Consider the following 16,304-nt stretch of genomic DNA (forward strand, 5'->3'; position numbering starts at 1 on the left):
CACGATGGGACGTCTTTTCTCCACGCTCGCTTTCGCCGGACTGGTTGCCGGCCTGGTGGCGACGCCGGCGACGGCGCAGCAGACCACTGGCAAGGTCGCCTTCATCAATTCCCGGCTCGTGCTCGCCGCCGCACCAGGGTACGCCAAGGCCGAATCGTTGTACGCCGGGGAGGTCGCGGGCTACCGCCTCGAGGTGCAGAAGATGCAGGCCAGCCTCGACTCGTCGGTCCAGGCGTTTCAGCAGAGCTCGGTCGTGCTGAGCCCCTCGGCGCGCACCGCCAAGCAGAAGGAACTCGAAGCGCAGCAGCAGCGTCTTGAGCAGCGCATGCAGGAGCTGCAGGACAAGGCGGTCCAGCGCGAGCGGGACCTGCTCGAGCCGATTCAGCAGCGGGTGACCGCCGTGGTCGAAGGGGTGCGTGCGGCGGGGGCCTACGCGATGATCTTCGACGTCGGCGTCCAGAACTCGGGCATCGTCGCGGCTGACCGATCGCTGGACTTGACCCAGAAGGTCATCGACCAGCTGAAGGCCGGCGGCGGCAGCTGAGGAGGTGAGCATTTCCACTCTCACGGCACAGGCGGTCGCTGATCTCGTCGGCGGCCGCCTGCTTGGTAATGGGGCGGTCACCCTGACCGCGGTCGGTCCGCTCGATCGGGCCGACGGCGGCACGCTGTCGTTCCTCAGCGGCTCCCGCTACCTCGGCACCTTCCAGCAGTCGGAGGCGGGTGCGGTGCTGCTCCGAACGGAGCACGCTGATGAGCCCGCGGGTCCTGCCACGAGGATCGTCGTCGACGACCCGGCGCAGGCCATCCTGCAGGTCGTGCCGGTGCTCTTTCCAGAGCGTCCCCCTGTCTGGGGGGTCGATCCCACGGCCCGCATTGGTGCCGGCGCCACCTGGCGCGGAGAGGTGTCCATCGGAGCCCACGCGGTGCTCGGGCAGGGTGTATCCCTCGGCGCCCGTTGCCGTATCGCTCCGGGAGTCATCCTGGGGGATGGGGTCGTCCTGGGCGATGATTGCGACATCGGGGCGAACAGCGTCTGTCACGAGGGGACCCGTCTGGGGAACCGCGTGCGGCTCAAGGCGCTGGCCGTCATCGGCGGCGACGGATTCGGGTTCGCCTCCGGGCCCAACGGGCACCGGGCCATCCGACACGTCGGCGGCTGCATTCTCGAGGACGATGTGCAGGTCGGGTCGCATTCAGCGGTCGATCGCGGCAGCCTCGATGACACCGTGATCGGCGCGGGGACAAAAATCGACAACCAGGTCCATATTGCCCACAACGTCCGCATGGGGCGTGGGTGCCTCATCATGGCCGGCGTGGGCGTGGCCGGGAGCACCCGGTTGGGGAACGGCGTCATCCTCGCCGGCCAGGTCGGGGTGGTCGGCCACGTCATGCTGGGGGACGGCGTCCGGGTGAGCGCGCAGTCCGGCATCGGCCAGGACGTCCCGGCGGGGACCGACATGGGTGGCAGCCCCGCGCGCCGTCAGCGCGATTACCTGCGTGCGCAATCCGCCCTCTACCGGGTGGCCAAGATCATCAACCAGCTCGAAGAACTCGTGACGAAGCGAGGTGACCGTGGCTAGGCGAACCATCGAGCGGGAAGTTGCCCTGACTGGGGCGGGCCTTCACACAGGTGCGAGCGTGACGGTGACGTTCCGTCCTGCTCCAGCGGGCCGGCGGGTGGTCTTCCGCCGCACGGACCTGCCAGGCACGCCGGAAATCGCCGCCCGCTTGGAAGAGGTCGAGGCGACCGACCGGCGGACGGTGCTCGGCCAGGGCGACCAGGCCATTCATACCGTCGAGCATGTGCTGGCGGCCGTCGGTGCGCTGGCCATCGACGATCTCTACATCGATCTCGACGGTCCGGAGCCTCCGGCGCTGGACGGTTCGTTCCAACCCTGGTTCGAGGCGCTGCAGGGTGCCGGAGAACTGATGCAGGAAGGCGATCCGGTCGTCTTCCGGGTGCTCGCGCCTTTCACCGTCACGGAGGGTGGGTCGAGCTACGTGGTCTCTCCGGCGGGGTCGGGCAGGGTCACGGTCGCCATCGACTTTCCCCACCCGCTCATCGGATCACAGGCCGGCAGCTACGAAGTGACGGCCGAGGTGTTCGGTCGCGAACTTGCCGGCGCACGGACCTTCGGGTTCGTCCATGAGGTCGAAGGGCTCAAGGCCAAGGGGCTCATCCAGGGGGCCTCGACGGCCAACGCTGTCGTCCTGACCGACACCGGACTTACCGAGGGCACCACCTTGCGCTGGCCCGACGAGTTCGTGCGGCACAAGGCGGCGGACCTGGTGGGCGACCTTACCCTGATCGGCGGACGGGTGCAGGCCCATATCGTGGCCACCCGACCGAGCCATCAGGGCAACATCGCCTTGGCGCGGGCGATTGCGCGGACCGGGCAGCGGGAGGGCGGTATCGCGATGGACATCGGGCGGATCCTGGACGTGATCCCCCATCGCTACCCCTTTCTCCTGGTCGACCGGATCATCGAGATCGAGGGCAAGAAGCGGATCGTCGGCATCAAGAACGTCACCATCAACGAACCGTTCTTCCAGGGCCACTTCCCGGGGCATCCGATCATGCCCGGCGTGCTGATCATCGAGGCGATGGCGCAGGTCGGCGGGATGCTGGTGCTCGGCTCGCTCGTGGAGATGACCGAGGAGAAGGTCATCTACTTCATGTCGCTCGACAAGGTGAAGTTCCGGCGGCCGGTGCTGCCCGGCGACCAGCTCCGGTTCGAGCTCGAGATGATCCAGTTCCGCGGGAAGACGTGCAAGATGCAGGGCGTCGCGTATGTGGACGGGAAGGTGGCCGTCGAGGCCGAAATGATGGCCGCCGTGGTGGACAGGTGACCACCCGCATCCACCCGACCGCGCTCGTCGATCCCGGCGCGCATCTCGGGCAGGATGTCGACGTCGGGCCGTTCGCGATCATCGGGCCCGATGTCGTGGTGGGGGACCGGTGCCGCATCGGCCCCCGGGCCACGCTCGAACGGTACGTGCGCCTTGCGGCCAGTGTCGCCGTCGGCGAGGGTTCGATCCTTGGCGGGCCGCCCCAGGACTTCAAGTTCAAGGACGAGGAAACCTGGGTGGAGGTGGGGGAGGGGACAGTCATCCGCGAATACGTCACGGTCAATCGCGGCACGGCCGCCACCGGCAAGACGATCGTCGGCGCCAGCTGTTTCCTGATGTCGTACGTCCACATCGCGCACGACTGCCGGGTCGGCGATCGTGTCATCATCGCCAACAGCACGCAGATCGCCGGGCACGTGACCATCCACGACTATGCCAACCTCAGCGGCCTGGCCGCGGTGCACCAGTTCGTGACCATCGGCAGCTACGCATTCGTCAGCGGTTGCACCCGGGTCAACCAGGACGTGCCGCCATACGTGAAAGCCGCCGGTAACCCCATGGAACTCTACGGGCTGAACTCCATCGGCCTGCAGCGTGCGGGGTTTGCCCCGCAGACCATCGCGGGCCTCAAGCGGGCCTATCGGTTGTTCTTCAACTCCGACCTCAACCTGGGGCAGGCCATCGAGCGCGCGCGGCTCGACCTGCCGGACCTTCCGGAAATCGAACGGTTCATTGGATTCGTGGAATCCTCGGGGCGGGGCGTCCCGGCGTGAGCGCGAAGCTCCCGGTCGGGGTGATCGGTGTCGGGGCCCTCGGCCGGCACCACGCGCGGCACCTCTCGACGCTCGACGGGGTGCAGCTTGTGGGCGTGTACGATGCGAACCCCGACACCGCCGCGCGGGTGGGTGCGGAGGTCGGGGCCCCGGTGGTGAGCGAGGTCGATGCGCTGCTCGAGCAGGTCGAAGCGGTGTCCATTGCCGTACCCACCTCCGCCCACGCGGAGGTGGGGTTGCGTGCGCTGGAGCGCGGGGTGTCGGTCCTGATGGAGAAGCCGCTCGCGGCCACCCTGGCCGAGGCTGATGCGCTCGTGGCGGCGGCCGATCGTGCGGGCGTGGTGTTGCACGTCGGTCAGATCGAACGCTTCAACCGCGCGGTACGCGCGGCGCTGCCTGCGGTGGAGAATCCCCGGTATATCGAGGCCGAGCGCATCGCGCCCTATTCCCCGAGGGGAACGGACGTGTCGGTGGTGTTGGACCTCATGATCCACGACCTCGACCTCCTGCTCGCCCTCACCGGATCGCCGGAGGTGACCGATGTCCGGGCCATCGGCGCGTCGGTCCTCTCGTCCCACCTCGACATGGTCAATGCGCGGCTGGAGTTGCCGGGCGGCACGGTGGCGTCCATCACCGCCTCCAGGCTCGGCCGCCATCGGGTGCGTCGGGTGCGGATCTACCAGGACACGGGCTACCTGACGCTGGACCTCTCCACCGGGCAAGCGTCCTTCCTGCGGGTCAGGCCCAGCTGGAAGCGTGGAACGGGAACCAGCCTCGCGGAAGTGGTGGAGGAGATCGTGCTCGAGGCCTCGGAGGGAGACGCGCTGCGGCTCGAGTTGACGGAATTTGTCCGCGCGGCGCGCGGCGAGCCGAATCGTGGCGTGACGGGCGTCGGGGGACGGGCGGCGCTCGAGCTGGCCCTCCGTGTCGGCGCGGTCGTGCGGGCGACATGACCGCAGCCGCCCCACGGATTCTGGTGTCCGCGGGGGAGCCATCCGGGGACCTGCACGGCGCGGAAGTCGTCTCGGCCCTCCGCGCCCGCTGGCCGGGGGCGCAGATCGACGGGGTCGGCGGGCCGCGCATGGCGGCCGCCGGGGCAGAGTTGCTCTTTGCGATGGAACGGCTCAGCGCCATGGGGGCCGTCGAAATTCTCCGTCGCATTCCGGCGCACGTCGAATTGTACCGGCAGCTCCGCGCGGATTTTCGCCGGGGACGATGGGATCTCTACCTGCCGATCGACTACCCGGGCTTCCACCTGCGGACGGCGCGGGCGGCCCGGAAGGCGGGGACCAGGGTCTTGTACTATATCCCGCCGCAGCTCTGGGCCTGGCGCCCGGGGCGGGCCCGCACGCTGGCGGCGGCGGTCGACCGGCTCGCAGTGGTGTTGCCGTTCGAGCCGGCATTTTTTGCCGGCCTGGGGCTGTCGGCGGACTACGTGGGGCATCCGCTCCTCGACCGTCCGGCACCACCGAGCCGCGCGGCGGCACGCGCGGCACTGGGCATCGCCGCCGAGGCGCGGGTGCTCGCGCTCTTTCCCGGGAGCCGGGAGCAGGAGGTGCGCAGCCACTGGGAGACCTTCCTCGCGGTGGCGGCCCGGCTGCGCGCCGAGGGGAGGTGCGACGAGGTGGTGGTCGCGGTCACGCCGGCGGGGCGCTATCCCGACCCGGGAGGAGCGCATCTCCACGCGGATGGCCGCCTGGTGCTGGCGGCCGCCGATGCGTGTCTGGCGAAGTCGGGCACCACGACGCTGGAAGCTGCGCTTGCCGACGTCCCGATGGCGGTCGCGTACCGGATGAACCCGCTGACGTTTGCGCTGGCCCGACGCGTGGTGACGGTGCAGTGGGTCGCGCTGGTCAACCTGGTGGCGGGCCGGGAAGTGGTGCCGGAATTCCTCCAGGAGGAGATGACCGTGCCGGCGCTCGCCGCCGCGCTTGGCGATCTCCTGAGCGAGGGGCATCCGAGACGCCTCGCGCAACAAGTGGGGCTGGCGGAGGTACGCGGGCTGCTTGGCGCGCCGGGGGCGTCGGCACGGGTGGCGGCGATGGCCGGGGAGCTGCTGGACAGGTGAGGATCCGGGTTCCGCCCACGCTCGTCGACTGGATTGCCCGACCCATCGCACGTGCCGTGGCGGCGAGCTGGCGGTTCGAGCACGTGAACCGTGAGGCCTGGGACGGCCTGGTGGATGGCGGGACCGGCTTTGCGTGCATGCTCTGGCACGAGACACTGCTGCCGTTGCTCTGGCACCACCGGAAGGCCCGGGCGGTCATCGTGGTGAGCCAGGCGCGCGATGGACAGTACCTCTCGGATTTTGCCGAATCGATCGGCTACCGGCTGGTGCGCGGGTCGAGTTCGCGGGGTGCGGTTGGGGCGCTGATCGCGGCGGCAAGGGCACTGGAGGAAGGGGCCATCGTGGCGCTTACCCCCGACGGCCCGCGCGGTCCTCGCCGGGAGCTGAAACCGGGGGTGCTGGCCGCGGCCCAGCGTGCGGGTGTGCCGGTCCTGCCGGTCTATGCCGAAGTAAAATCGGCGTGGCGGCTACATTCATGGGACCGTTTCTGCATCCCGAAGCCGTTTGCGAGGGTGCGGGTGGCGTACGGGGCGCCGATGATGGTGGCGCCGGGTTCCGAACAGCTGGCGGCGGCCGTCTCCCAGGCCCGGCTCGCCATGGACGAAGTCGAGAGGATGGCGCGATGGCCCGACGGCAAGGCGATACCCACCGACTGATTCGCTGGCTCTGGACCAGCCGTCGGTTCGGCGCCAGACTGGCGCGCCTTGGGTTGCTGCCGGCGGCCGGGCTCTGGCGGGGCGGCATGGCGCTGCGTGGACTGGCCTTTCGGCGCGGGTGGCGCACGGCGCATGACTTGCCACGTCCCTCGGTCGCCGTGGGGAACCTCACGGTCGGCGGCTCTGGCAAGACGCCAATCGCGACGTGGATCGCCCGACACTACGCCGCGCAGGGGCGGCGACCCGGGATCCTCCTGCGGGGGTATGGCGCCGACGAGGTGCTGGTCCATCGCCACGACGTTCCGGAAGCGGTCGTCGTGCCGAATCCCGACCGGATGGCGGGCGCGGCGGAGGCGGTGGCGGGCGGCGCGGACGTCCTGGTGCTCGACGACGCCTTCCAGCGCCTGGACGTCCGGCGCGACCTCAACGTGCTCGTGGTAAGCGCGGAAACGACGCTGGCAGTGCGGTGGCCACTTCCCGCCGGGCCCTGGCGCGAGGGGTGGGGGGCGATGGCCCGGGCCGATTTCGTCGTGGTGACCCGGAAACGGGCGACTGCCGAGGCCGCCGAAGCGCTGGCGGCGGAGATCGCCCGGACGGTGTCGGTCCCGATCGCGCGGGTACACCTGGGCCTGCACCATCTCGAGGGGATGCTCAGCGGGGTGTCCCGGCCGGTCGAGTCGCTGCGCGGTGAGCGGGTGGTGGCGGCGACGGCGATCGCCGATCCCGACGCCTTCGTGGCGCAGGTCAAGGGCACCGGCGCCCAGGTGCAGGTTGCCACATGGAAGGACCACTACGATTTTCGTGACGAGGATGTGGCCTGGATGGCCCGGGCCGCCCGCAAGGCCGATCACGTGGTCCTGACGGCCAAGGATGCCGTCAAGCTCCGCGATCGATGGCCGGCCAGCGCGCCAGAGCCTCTTGTAGCGATATTGAATGTCAGGTTCGAGTCGGGGGGCGATGCCTTTGTTGCGGCGCTGGACGCCCTCGTGTCATCCCAGAAGCACTCGCAGTCTCCCTGAAGGTCCGGACACCCCGGAGAGGAATATGACCAGCGTGAACGTGCGTACCGGCCAGGACGTCGTCCGTCCCGACAAGGACACTTTCCTTAGCGAAGAAAACCCCTTCGAAGCGATGATGTCGCGCTTCGACTACGCCGCCAAGCGGCTGAGCCTCGACGCCGGCCTCTACAAGGTCCTGCGCAACCCGGAGAAGCAGATCACGGTCTCGATCCCCGTCCAGCGGGACGGCGGCGACGTCGAGGTCTACACGGGCTACCGGGTCCTCTACAACACGTCGCGCGGCCCCGCCAAGGGCGGCATTCGCTTCGACATGAACGTCACGCTGGACGAGGTGACGGCGCTGGCGGCGTGGATGACCTGGAAGTGCGCGGTGGTCAACATCCCCTTCGGCGGCGCCAAGGGCGGCGTGATCTGCGACCCCGGCACCATGTCGATGGGCGAGCTCGAGCGGCTGACGCGGCGCTATACCTCCGCCATCATCGACACGCTCGGCCCGGACAGCGACGTGCCGGCGCCCGACGTCAACACCAACGAGCGGGTCATGGCGTGGATCATGGACACCTACTCCATGCACAAGCGCCATACCGTCACGTCCGTGGTCACCGGGAAGCCGGTGGAGATGGGCGGCTCGCTCGGGCGCCGCGAAGCGACGGGCCGGGGCTGCATGATCGTGACGCTGGAGGCGCTTAAGCGCCACGGCATGCCGGTCAAGGGCGCGCGCATCGCGGTGCAGGGATTCGGCAACGTCGGCTCGGTGGCCGCGGACCTGTTGGCCAAGGAGGGCGCGGTCATCGTCGCGGTGAGCGACAAGTCCGGCGGGCTGTACAATGCGAAGGGCTTCAACGTCTCGGAGCTGCTTGCGTGGGTCAAGGAGCACAAGGTGCTCGCCGGCTTCCCGAACGGGGAGGCCGTCAGCAACGAGCAATTGCTCGCCTGCACCTGCGATGTCCTCCTGCCCGCGGCGATGGAAAACGTGATCACCAGCAAGAACGCGGCGGGCATCCAGGCCAAGATCATCTGTGAAGGGGCCAATGGCCCGACGACCGCCAAGGCCGATGCCATCCTCGAACAGAAGGGGATCTTCGTCATCCCCGATATCCTGGCCAACGCCGGTGGCGTCACGGTCAGCTATTTCGAGTGGGTGCAGGACCGCAGCGGGTATTTCTGGGACGAGGAGACCGTCAACCGCCGCCTCGAGCGGATCATGGGGACGGCGTTCGACGAAGTGGCGACCATGGCTGACAAGCATGCCGTCAACATGCGCATTGCGGCCTACATGCTCTCCATCGAGCGGGTCGCGGCGGTGCACCGCCTCCGCGGCATGTACGCCTGAGCAGGGCGGGGCGCAGTGGAGCTCTGGCTGGTTGCGGTGGGCAAGCTGCGGCCCGCCTTCCGGGAGGCCTGTGACGATTACCTCCGCCGCCTCGGACGGCGCGCGAAGGTGCATGAGGTGGAAGTGCGCGAAGCGGCCCGGGCTCCAACCCGGGCCGTTCAGCAGGCGGAAGAGGCCGGGCGGCTCCGGGCAAAGCTCCCGCCGCGGGCCAGGGTGATCGTCCTCGCCAGGGAGGGAACCCAGTGGACCAGCGCCGACCTGGCGCGCCGCGTCGGCCAGTGGGAAACCGAAGGGCGGCCGCTGGCGTTCCTGATTGGCGGTTCCACGGGGCTTGACCCGGACCTCGTGGCCGGGGCCGACGCCCGCTGGAGCCTGGGGGCGCTGACCCTGCCGCACGAACTGGCGCGTGTGGTCGTCGTCGAGCAGCTCTATCGCGCCGGCACGATTCTCCGTGGCGAACCGTACCACAAGGGGAGGTAGCGCTGGCCGAGTGGTTTGAGGACTGGTTCAACGAGGACTACCTCGCGCTCTACCCGCATCGCGATCAGGCCGAGGCCGAACGCGCCGTGGGGCTGTTGACGCGGGCGCTGCCCTGGCGCACGGGGTGGCGGGTGCTGGATGTCGGGTGCGGCGCAGGTCGCCATGCACGCGCCCTGGTGGCGGCCGGTGCCCGGCCAGTGGGGCTCGACCTTTCGGCGGACCTCCTCGCATGCGCCAAGGGCACCGGCGTCCCGCTGGTGCGTGCCGACATGCGCCACCTTCCTGTCCGACCCCGCTCGGTCGATCTGGTGGTGAACCTCTTTACCAGCTTCGGGTACTTCGAGGACGACGCCGAGCACGCGCGGGTGCTCCACGGCTTCGCGGAGGTGCTGGCGCCCGGCGGCTGGTTTGCGCTCGACTTCCTGAACGCCGACAGTGTGCGCAGCGGGCTGGTCACCGAGGAGGTCCAGCAACTCGGCGTGGGTCCGGTGCGGATCCGACGTGAACTCCGGGACGGGGGCCGGCGCGTGGTGAAGACAATGCACATTCCCGACGGCCGGACGTTCGTCGAGCGCGTGCGGCTGTTCCAGCCCGAGGAGCTCGAGGCCATGCTCGGGGACGCCGGTCTGTCCGTCGAGTCCCGCTTCGGCGACTACCACGGCGGGCCCCTCGGCCCGGGCGCCCCGCGCACCATCCTGCTCTCCCGACTGATCGCCTGATGCGTATCCTGCCCACCCCCTTCGCGAAACCAGAGGCCTGGCCGGTCCCGCACTCGGGAGGCTTCGACCCGTCGCTGCTTCCCGCCCTGATCGAGGGACCCGGACAGGAGCCGCTGCGCGCCAGGCTCGCGGAGCCGGGTGCGCTTGTGGTCACGACCGGTCAGCAGCCCGCGCTCTTCACCGGCCCGCTCTACGCCGTGCACAAGGCGCTCTCCGCCGCGGCGCTGGCGCGCCTCCTCTCCGCGGCGTGGAAGCGGCCGGTGCTGCCGCTCTTCTGGGTGGCCAGCGACGACCACGACTTTGCCGAAGCAAACCACGCGGCCTGGCTCCGCCCCGACGGTTCGCTTCACGTTGAGACCCTGCCGGATCGACCGGCGGAGGCGGCGCTCCGCCCGATGTCGCAGGAGCCGCTCGGTCGGGGCATCGGGCCGGCGCTCGACGCCCTCGCCGCCGACCTCGCCGCCTTCGACGGGCGCGACGAGGTGCTCCACTGGTTGCGCACGCACTTCCATCCCGGCGCCACGCTGGGCGACGCCAGCGGTCGCGCCCTCGCGGAGCTGCTCGCTCCCCTCGGCGTGCTCTGCCTGGATGGTGCGCACCCGGCGTTGAAGGCCAAGGCCGCGCCTGTGGTGCGTCGCGCGCTGGAGGAGGCGGAAGGGATCGAGCGGGCGCTCGTGGCGCGGGCGACCGCCCTGGTGGCGGAAGGGCGTGACCCCGGCGTGTCAGTCGGCGACGGTGCCACGCTCGTGATGCTGGAAGGCGCCGAGGGGCGGGACCGTCTCGTCAGGGACGGGGAGGGTGTCGCGGCGCGGCATGGCGGGGAGCGGTACGCCAGGGCCGACGTGCTCGACCTGCTGGCACGAGCGCCGGCCCGGTTCTCCGGGAATGTGCTGCTCCGCCCGGTCATCGAGCGGGCGGTGCTGCCCACCGTGGCCTACGTGGCGGGGCCGGGAGAACTCCGCTACTTGGCGCTCGCCGAGGCGGTGTACGCCCATCTGGGAGTGGAACGCCAGCTCCCCGTGCCCCGGTGGTCGGGACTGCTGGTGGAGCCAAGGGTGGACCGTGTCCTCGCCAAGTTTGACGCGTCGCTCGAGGAGCTGCTGGCGCCCGACCAGCGGCTCGAGAGCCGGGTGGCGCGGGAGCATCTCCCGCCACAGGCCATGGCTGCGCTCGAGGCACTTCGCGCCGGCATCGAGTCCGAATACGGGGTGCTCGAATCGGTCGCTGGAGAGGTGGATCCGACCCTCCTCCGCCCGATCCAGGGGTTGAAGGGTCGTGCGCTGCAGGGGGCGGCGAAAGCCGAGAAGAAACTGGTCCAGCACCTCAAGAGACGACACGAGACGGAGACGGAACAGATCGGGCGGGCCCGCACCGCGGTCCAGCCCGCAGGCCGTCCGCAGGAGCGGGTGGTGATCGTGGCGCCCTACCTGGCCCGGTACGGGCCCGGAATCCTGCCCTCACTCCTCGACGCGATGGTTGACTGGTATGGCTCCGCCCTTGAAGGCGGGGCCCCTCCCTCGTAAGATCGTTGCTATGGTAATGCTCATCGGGTTGGTCCTGCTGGTGGCGCTGATGCTCCCGATCCTGAGCATCGTGCTCGACTCGCCCTTCGGGCGCGCGCTCGCGCGCAAGGTCGATGCGCCTGAGGTGGCCCCGCCGCCGGTGGCCGATCTGGCCAAGCGGGTGGAGCTGCTCGAGAGCGAAATCGATGACCTGACCCGGGCGGTCGAGGGGCTGAAGGACGAGAACGCCTTCCTGCAGCGGTTGATCGAGGACGCCCCGGCGCGGCCCGCCTTGCCGCCGCGCAGTTCCCCCTGAGCACCAGGCTGTCCCGCCGGCCCGCGGCGATGGTGGCCGCGGGGATCTTCCTGAGCAGGATCCTCGGGTTGGTGCGGCAGCGCGCCCTGGCGCACTTCCTCGGCAACTCCAGCGTGGCGGACGCCTTCACGGCGGCCTTCCGGATTCCCAATCTCCTCCAGAACCTCTTTGGCGAAGGCGCCCTCTCGGCGTCGTTCATTCCCGTCTACGCGGGATTGCTCGCCGACAAGGATCACGACGAGGCGGACCGCGTCGCGGGGGCGGTCGGCGCACTGCTCGCCGTCGTCGTCGCAGGCATCGTGGTGCTGGGCATCCTCACCGCGCCGGTCCTGGTCACCCTCATCGCGCCCGGGTTTGCCGGCGAGAAGCGCGACCTGACCATCCAGCTCGTGCGCATCCTCTTCCCCGGCGCCGGCCTCCTGGTGCTCTCCGCCTGGTGCCTCGGCATTCTCAACAGTCACCGGAAGTTCTTTCTCAGCTACGCCGCCCCGGTCGCCTGGAACCTCGCCATTATCGGCACCCTGCTCGTGCTCGGCCCGAAGCGGAGCATGGCCGAGCTGGCCGTGGCCGCCGCGTGGGCCAGCGTGGCCGGCAGCCTCCTCCAGGTCCTGGTCCAGTGGCCGACGGTGCGGCGGGTGGCGCCCGCGCTTCGCCTGCGGCTGACCACGACGACGGCCCACGTGCGGACCGTGATCGGCAATTTTGTCCCGGCATTCGTCGGGCGCGGCGTCGTGCAGGTGAGCGCGTTCATCGACTCACTGCTCGCCACCCTCCTGCCGACCGGCGCCGTGGCCGCCATCGGGTATGCGCAGACCATCTACCTGATGCCGGTGAGTCTCTTCGGGATGGCCATCTCAGCCGCCGAACTCCCCGCCATGTCCGGCGCCCGGGGGACTGCAGAGGAGATCGGGGCCTATCTTCGCGCGCGACTCGACGCCGGTCTCCGGCGCGTCGCGTTCCTGGTGGTCCCCTCGGCGATGGCGTTTCTGGCGCTCGGGCACGTGATCGTGAGCGCGCTCTACCAGACCGGTGAATTCGGACGCCAGGATTCGCTGTATGTCTGGGGCATCCTGGCCGGCTCGGCCGTGGGATTGCTCGCCTCGACCATGGGGCGTCTCTACGCCTCCGCCTTCTACGCCCTTCGGGATACGCGCACACCGCTGCGCTTCGCGGTTATCCGGGTGGCGCTCACCGGCGCGTTCGGGTGGTTTGCGGCGCTCCACCTTCCGGGACTCCTCGTGGTCGGGCCCCAGTGGGGCGCTGCCGGCCTGACCGCCTCCGCGGGGGTGGCAGGGTGGGTCGAGTTCCTCCTGCTGCGACGCGGCCTGCAGCGCCGCGTGGGACCCACCGGCCTCCCGGCCGGCCTGCTCCCACGGCTCTGGTCCGCCGCCGCCGCGGGAGCCGCGATCGGGTGGGCGGCGCTCCGGTACCTCCCCGACTGGCACCCGGTGCCGCTCGCGGTCGTGGTGCTCGGCGGGTACGGGGTGACCTATCTGCTGGCCGCGCGCCTCCTCGGCGTGCAGGAGGCGCGCAACCTGCTGGTGCGGCGATGACGGAACCGCTCACCCCGTCCGACCTGCTCGCGCGCAAGCTCGACACCCTGCCCGACGGTCCCGGCGTCTACCTGTGGAAGGACGCCGCGGGCGCCGTCATTTATGTCGGGAAGGCCAAGCGGCTGCGCAGCCGGGTGCGGAGCTACTTCCTCGGGGACCATGCGGAAAGCCCGAAGTCCCGGCTGCTGGTCCGGCAGATCGCGGACGTCGAGACGATCGTCGTCCCGGACGAGGTGCAGTCGCTGCTCCTCGAGAACAACCTCATCAAGACGTATCAGCCGCGCTTCAACGTCCGCCTCAAGGACGACAAGAGCTATCCCTCCATTGCGGTCACCGTGAAGGATCCCTTTCCCCGGGTGCTGGTGACCCGGCGAATGGACATTCCGGGCGCGCGCTATTTCGGGCCGTACACCGACGTGACGCTCATGCGGCGGTCGCTCGCCCTGATCCGCCGGATGTTCACGGTGCGCAGCTGCAGCGACGACCTGCCCAGGGAACGGCGGGAGCGTCCCTGTCTCGACTACCACATCGGACGGTGCCGCGCGCCCTGCGTCGGGTGGCAGGACGAGGCGTCCTATCGTGCGATGATCGAGGAAGTGCTCGACTTCCTCGGCGGCCGCACGGTGGACGTGCGCTCCAAGGTGCGCGACCTCATGGGCGCCGCCAGCGACCGGCAGGACTACGAACGCGCCCGCGACCTCCGAGACACGCTGAAGTGGCTCGATCGCGCGGAGATTCCTTCCTCGGTGGAGATGACGGGGACCGGTGATGCCGACGTCATCGGCTACGCGCGCGACGGCGACGACGCGGTCGGCGTCCTGATGCGGATTCGCGAGGGGCGGTTGATCGGGCGGGAGCACCGGGTGCTCGAGAATGTCGAGGGCGTGCGCGATCCCGAGGTGCTCGGCGCGCTGCTCGTGCGCTACTATCTCCCGGCGGAGGGACGGGCGACACGGCTGGTGCTCCCGCTGTTGCCGGCCGACCTCGAACAACTGGAAACCCTCCTCCCCGGTGTGCACATCCTGGTGCCGCAGCGGGGGACCGCGGCGCGGTGGCTGGACCTCGCCGACCAGAATGCGCGGCACCTTCTCGAGAGCCTCCGCATCGAGTCCTTCGAAACCGACGAGCGGGCGGAGGATCCGGTGTATGCGCTGGGGCGCGACCTGGGGCTGAGCGTGGTGCCGCGCAGCCTGATCTGCGTGGACATTTCCACCAACCAGGGCCGCGACACGGTCGGCTCCCTCGTCTGGTTCGAGGCCGGCCGTCCCAAGAAGGCGGAGTATCGCAAGTTCCGCATCCAGGGCGTGGGGCAGCAGGATGACTACGCCGCCATTCACGAGGTCATGACCCGGTATCTCACGCGGCGCCGCGAGGAGGGGAAGCCGCTCCCCGACCTTGTCGTGATCGATGGCGGGAAGGGACAACTCGGTGCGGCCCGCGCGGCCGCGGACGCCGCAGGCTTTCCCGAACTGCCGATCGTGTCACTCGCCAAGCGCGAAGAGGAAGTCTTCTTCGTCGGCCGCCCGGACGGACTGCGGCTCCCCCGTCGCGCGCCGTCGCTCCGCCTCCTGCAGCGGGCGCGCGACGAGGCGCACCGGTTCGGCGTGGCGTACAGCCGGAAGCGCCGCACCCAGCGCACCATCACGTCGGAGCTGCTCGATATTCCCGGCGTCGGGCCGCTCAAACGGACTCGGCTGCTGGAACGATTCGGGAGCCTGGCCGCCGTCAAGACGGCGAGCGTCGCCGAGATCGCGGCGGTGCCCGGCTTCTCCACCATCCTCGCGGAACGGGTCCTCACGACCCTGGGAACACGAACATGACTGATTCGCTGGCGCGCCCTTCCGAAGGGATCGACTGGACGCTGGAATGCCTTGCGTGCGGAGCCACCAGTACGGCGGAGGGGTTGCCGACGGTCTGCATCTGCGGGCAGCCCTGGCTGGTGCGCTACCCGCACCGGCGGCCGGGCATCAAGCAGCGGGCGGAAGTCAGGCGGCGCCACGGCATGTGGCGGTTTCGCGACTTCCTGCCGCTGCGCCCGTTCGAGGAGCCGGTGTCGCTCGGGGAAGGGGACACGCCACTCCTTCGCCTGCACCGCACCGCGGCACGAATCGGCGTGCCGAACCTGTGGCTCAAGGACGAAGGTGCCAATCCCACCGGGTCGTTCAAGGCCCGCGGGCTGAGCGCGGCGATCACCAGGGCCACCGCGGCCGGCGCGCGCCGCTTCACGCTCCCCACCGCAGGCAACGCCGGCGTGGCCGCATCGGCCTACAGCGCACGCGCGGGCGCCGAAGTGCGGGTCTTTGCGCCCGATACAACGCCGCGCACCATCCTCTCCCAGATCGAGACATTTGGCGGGACACTCGTCCTGCTGAAGGGACACATCGGCGATTGCGGCAAGGCAAGCCGGGCCTGGGCCGCGGAATCTGGGGCGTTTGACCTGTCCACCCTGCGGGAGCCCTACCGGATCGAGGGCAAAAAGACCCTGGGACTGGAACTGGCCCTGCAGATGGCCTGGAAGATGCCCGATGTCATCCTGTACCCGACAGGTGGCGGGACCGGGCTGATCGGGATGTGGAAGGCCTTCCACGAGTTGAAGGAGCATGGCTGGGTGGAAGGCGAGCTGCCGCGGTTCTATTCTGTCCAGTCGACTGGCTGTGCCCCGATCGTCAAGGCGTTTGCGGAAGGGGCCGATCGTGCGGAGGTGTGGGCCGATCCTTGGACGATCGCCAGCGGCTTGCGCGTCCCGGGGGCCCTGGGGGACCGGCTGATGTTGCGGGCGCTGCGGGAGACGGGTGGCGGGGCTCTGGCCATCGACGACGCCGTCCTGGCGGAGGCGGCCGCGACCGTGTCCCGGGAGGAAGGTGTCGATGTCTCCCCAGAGGGCGGGGCGGCCCTCGCGGCGGTCGAAGAACTGGTGGGTCGTGGGGAGGTGGATCGGGGCGAGACGGTGGTGGTGTTCAACACCGGGGCGGGATGGCTGTACCGAAACCCGGCGGAATTGCGGGGAGAGGGCTGAGGGGCGATATTTCCAA

At 69.8% G+C, this 16,304-nt stretch carries 16 protein-coding genes; all 16 read left to right on the plus strand.

The window, feature by feature from the left end; genetic code table 11:
* Positions 1-4: 4 nt before the first annotated feature.
* The 16 genes from R2910_03045 (at position 5) to R2910_03120 (ending at position 16,288) form a co-directional block, all read left to right on the plus strand.
* Positions 5-544, plus strand: a complete 540-nt coding sequence (locus R2910_03045; protein MEZ4411947.1) for an OmpH family outer membrane protein — start codon at positions 5-7, stop codon at positions 542-544.
* Between the two features lie 4 nt (positions 545-548).
* Positions 549-1,583 carry a UDP-3-O-(3-hydroxymyristoyl)glucosamine N-acyltransferase gene (gene lpxD / locus R2910_03050; protein ID MEZ4411948.1) on the plus strand — a complete coding sequence of 345 codons (1,035 nt, stop codon included), beginning with the start codon at positions 549-551 and terminating at the stop codon, positions 1,581-1,583.
* Positions 1,576-2,853, plus strand: coding sequence for a UDP-3-O-acyl-N-acetylglucosamine deacetylase (lpxC, locus tag R2910_03055; protein MEZ4411949.1), 1,278 nt, complete (start codon positions 1,576-1,578; stop codon positions 2,851-2,853). Before lpxD ends, lpxC begins: the two co-directional genes overlap by 8 nt.
* On the plus strand, positions 2,850-3,626 hold the full coding sequence (gene lpxA / locus R2910_03060) for an acyl-ACP--UDP-N-acetylglucosamine O-acyltransferase (GenBank protein MEZ4411950.1): 777 nt from the start codon (positions 2,850-2,852) through the stop codon (positions 3,624-3,626). Before lpxC ends, lpxA begins: the two co-directional genes overlap by 4 nt.
* On the plus strand, positions 3,623-4,579 hold the full coding sequence (locus R2910_03065) for a Gfo/Idh/MocA family oxidoreductase (GenBank protein ID MEZ4411951.1): 957 nt from the start codon (positions 3,623-3,625) through the stop codon (positions 4,577-4,579). Before lpxA ends, R2910_03065 begins: the two co-directional genes overlap by 4 nt.
* On the plus strand, positions 4,576-5,694 hold the full coding sequence (gene lpxB / locus R2910_03070) for a lipid-A-disaccharide synthase (GenBank protein MEZ4411952.1): 1,119 nt from the start codon (positions 4,576-4,578) through the stop codon (positions 5,692-5,694). The genes R2910_03065 and lpxB overlap by 4 nt, the downstream gene beginning before the upstream one ends.
* The gene (locus R2910_03075) at positions 5,691-6,350 is read left to right on the plus strand and encodes a lysophospholipid acyltransferase family protein (protein MEZ4411953.1); all 660 of its coding nucleotides are present in this window, start codon (positions 5,691-5,693) and stop codon (positions 6,348-6,350) included. Before lpxB ends, R2910_03075 begins: the two co-directional genes overlap by 4 nt.
* Entirely contained in the window at positions 6,317-7,369 is a 1,053-nt protein-coding gene (locus tag R2910_03080) for a tetraacyldisaccharide 4'-kinase (GenBank protein MEZ4411954.1), read from the plus strand. Before R2910_03075 ends, R2910_03080 begins: the two co-directional genes overlap by 34 nt.
* Before the next feature lie 25 nt (positions 7,370-7,394).
* Complete coding sequence (locus R2910_03085) at positions 7,395-8,702, plus strand: Glu/Leu/Phe/Val dehydrogenase (GenBank protein MEZ4411955.1); 1,308 nt, start codon at positions 7,395-7,397, stop codon at positions 8,700-8,702.
* A gap of 15 nt (positions 8,703-8,717) precedes the next feature.
* Positions 8,718-9,182 (plus strand): 23S rRNA (pseudouridine(1915)-N(3))-methyltransferase RlmH, encoded by a 465-nt coding sequence (gene rlmH, locus R2910_03090; GenBank protein MEZ4411956.1) that lies wholly within the window; start codon positions 8,718-8,720, stop codon positions 9,180-9,182.
* Between the two features lie 86 nt (positions 9,183-9,268).
* Positions 9,269-9,901, plus strand: coding sequence for a methyltransferase domain-containing protein (locus R2910_03095; protein MEZ4411957.1), 633 nt, complete (start codon positions 9,269-9,271; stop codon positions 9,899-9,901).
* Positions 9,901-11,424 carry a bacillithiol biosynthesis cysteine-adding enzyme BshC gene (bshC, locus tag R2910_03100; GenBank protein MEZ4411958.1) on the plus strand — a complete coding sequence of 508 codons (1,524 nt, stop codon included), beginning with the start codon at positions 9,901-9,903 and terminating at the stop codon, positions 11,422-11,424. Before R2910_03095 ends, bshC begins: the two co-directional genes overlap by 1 nt.
* 10 nt (positions 11,425-11,434) lie before the next feature.
* Positions 11,435-11,719, plus strand: a complete 285-nt coding sequence (locus R2910_03105) for a hypothetical protein (protein ID MEZ4411959.1) — start codon at positions 11,435-11,437, stop codon at positions 11,717-11,719.
* A gap of 29 nt (positions 11,720-11,748) precedes the next feature.
* Positions 11,749-13,272, plus strand: coding sequence for a murein biosynthesis integral membrane protein MurJ (murJ, locus tag R2910_03110; GenBank protein ID MEZ4411960.1), 1,524 nt, complete (start codon positions 11,749-11,751; stop codon positions 13,270-13,272).
* Entirely contained in the window at positions 13,269-15,092 is a 1,824-nt protein-coding gene (gene uvrC, locus R2910_03115) for an excinuclease ABC subunit UvrC (protein ID MEZ4411961.1), read from the plus strand. Before murJ ends, uvrC begins: the two co-directional genes overlap by 4 nt.
* Complete coding sequence (locus tag R2910_03120) at positions 15,089-16,288, plus strand: threonine synthase (GenBank protein ID MEZ4411962.1); 1,200 nt, start codon at positions 15,089-15,091, stop codon at positions 16,286-16,288. Before uvrC ends, R2910_03120 begins: the two co-directional genes overlap by 4 nt.
* The last annotated feature ends 16 nt before the right edge of the window (positions 16,289-16,304 follow it).

The organism is Gemmatimonadales bacterium, assembly GCA_041390145.1.
Taxonomy (GTDB): Bacteria; Gemmatimonadota; Gemmatimonadetes; order Gemmatimonadales; family GWC2-71-9; genus SPDF01.

Coding starts and splice junctions, on each gene's coding strand:
- R2910_03045 (MEZ4411947.1), top strand. CDS start 5: ATGGGACGTCTTTTCTCCACGCTCGCTTTCGCCGGACTGGTTGCCGGC.
- lpxB (MEZ4411952.1), top strand. CDS start 4,576: ATGACCGCAGCCGCCCCACGGATTCTGGTGTCCGCGGGGGAGCCATCC.
- R2910_03080 (MEZ4411954.1), top strand. CDS start 6,317: ATGGCCCGACGGCAAGGCGATACCCACCGACTGATTCGCTGGCTCTGG.
- R2910_03085 (MEZ4411955.1), top strand. CDS start 7,395: ATGACCAGCGTGAACGTGCGTACCGGCCAGGACGTCGTCCGTCCCGAC.
- bshC (MEZ4411958.1), top strand. CDS start 9,901: ATGCGTATCCTGCCCACCCCCTTCGCGAAACCAGAGGCCTGGCCGGTC.
- R2910_03105 (MEZ4411959.1), top strand. CDS start 11,435: ATGGTAATGCTCATCGGGTTGGTCCTGCTGGTGGCGCTGATGCTCCCG.
- murJ (MEZ4411960.1), top strand. CDS start 11,749: ATGGTGGCCGCGGGGATCTTCCTGAGCAGGATCCTCGGGTTGGTGCGG.
- uvrC (MEZ4411961.1), top strand. CDS start 13,269: ATGACGGAACCGCTCACCCCGTCCGACCTGCTCGCGCGCAAGCTCGAC.
- R2910_03120 (MEZ4411962.1), top strand. CDS start 15,089: ATGACTGATTCGCTGGCGCGCCCTTCCGAAGGGATCGACTGGACGCTG.